Origin of the sequence: Methylobacterium sp. Leaf104 (genome assembly GCF_001422885.1) — a bacterium.
In the GTDB taxonomy this organism is placed as follows: domain Bacteria; phylum Pseudomonadota; class Alphaproteobacteria; order Rhizobiales; family Beijerinckiaceae; genus Methylobacterium.
On sequence record NZ_LMMZ01000030.1, the window covers coordinates 1 to 1,519 of the forward strand.

A 1,519-nucleotide genomic window follows, 5' to 3' on the forward strand; every position below is an offset into this window, starting at 1 on the left:
CCATCCCTCGATGCCAGCGATCCGGCAAGCCATCCTGGATCACCTCAGCCGGCCACCACCGCGGCGATGCCCACACTGTGACGCTGTGCTCGATCAACCGCCTTGAGATCAATCTGCCAAAGTAGTGCTAGGTAGGGGACTCATTAAGGTCCATGCGATGACACAGGATCCGGGCCATCCTGCTGGAGCGTGGCCACATCGTCCCACAAGGACGTGCCAAGCTTGCCGCCAGCCTGAACACCCTGCTCGATCCCGACGCCGCCGCAGACATCACGCCACGAATGCGCAGCCTCGTGGCCGACGTGCGGGAACGTTGGCAGTCCCTTGACGAACGCATCGCCACGCTCGATGGCGAGTTCGCCGAACAGGCCCGGACCGACGAGAGTGCTCGCCGGCTCACCACCATCCCGGGCATCGGTGCACTCAACGCGACAGCGCTGGTTGCGGCAATCGGTGACGTGGCCACCTTCGCCCGCGGGCGTGATCTGGCGACCTGGCTCGGCCTCGTGCCGCGGCAAGTCACGACTGGCGGACGACCCAAACTCGTCGGCATCACCAAGCGCGGCAGCAAGTACCTGCGCAAGATGCTGATCCAGGGTGCACGGGCGGCGATGCCGACCCTTCGCAAAAGCGATACGCGGATCGGCCAATGGCTCCGGGGCCTGCTGGCGCGGGCGCACGCCAACACCGCCGTCGTTGCGCTGGCGGCTAAATTGGCTCGGACCGTCTGGGCGCTGCTGCGCCACGAACGCGTCTATGAGCCGGCGGCGGTGGCTGCCTGAACCGAGCTTGGTCGGCGAAGCCTTCGTCGGCCTCACCATGTCTGCGGCCGGCGAGAGGAAGATGGCCTGACAGTCGATCGGTGTTCTGGAAGCCTTTGGCGTAAAATGGCGCTCGACGCCGACCCCTTATGAGGACCAGGACGCGCGGATCTCCATCTTGGCCAACGGCGCTGCCGGAAGGCCGGATACGTTTATGCAGACTGCTCAGACCAGCGGATCATAAGCCACTTGCGGACGGGGCGGGCCATACGTTTTGGCTGGGATAGACGCGCTGTCCAAGCAAGCTCGGCTCCAGTCGATCTCACCCGCCGCGTGCAGGCGCTCCAAGAGCACGTGATGCAGGTGGCTCCATACGCCAGCCGCTTGCCAATCCCGCAGCCGACGCCAGCAACTCATGCCGGAGCCGCAGCCCATCTCGGTTGGCAGCATCTCCCACGGCAGCCCCGAGCGCAGCACGAACAGGATGCCCGTCAGAGCCGCCCGGTTCTCGATCGGACGACGCCCGCCCTTCGGACGCGGCCGGGGCGGCGGCAGCAGCGGAGCGATCTCATCCCAGAGATCATCGGGGAGAAGCGGTCTGGCCATGCCAAACCAACGCTGAAAACCATGCTCGGTGCCGTTCTGTTAGGGTCTGTCGTCGCCTGAACGGATTGGTTTGGCTTTCGTTTTCGTCTCTCTGATGCAGGAGGGACGATGCTGAGCGACGCGCAGTGGTCTGAACTGGAGCCCCTGGTGGA

The 1,519-nt window shown here is 65.1% G+C and carries 2 pseudogenes; one reads left to right on the forward strand and one right to left on the reverse strand.

Annotated features, from left to right (window positions below):
* Positions 1-161: 161 nt before the first annotated feature.
* Positions 162-782 (forward strand): annotated as a pseudogene (locus ASF49_RS15220) (IS110 family transposase); the annotation flags it as partial.
* Positions 783-1,025: 243 nt separating this feature from the next.
* On the opposite strand, the pseudogene ASF49_RS23205 reads toward ASF49_RS15220, so the two are convergent.
* A pseudogene (locus tag ASF49_RS23205) lies at positions 1,026-1,367 on the reverse strand (transposase); the annotation flags it as partial.
* Positions 1,368-1,519: the final 152 nt, after the last annotated feature.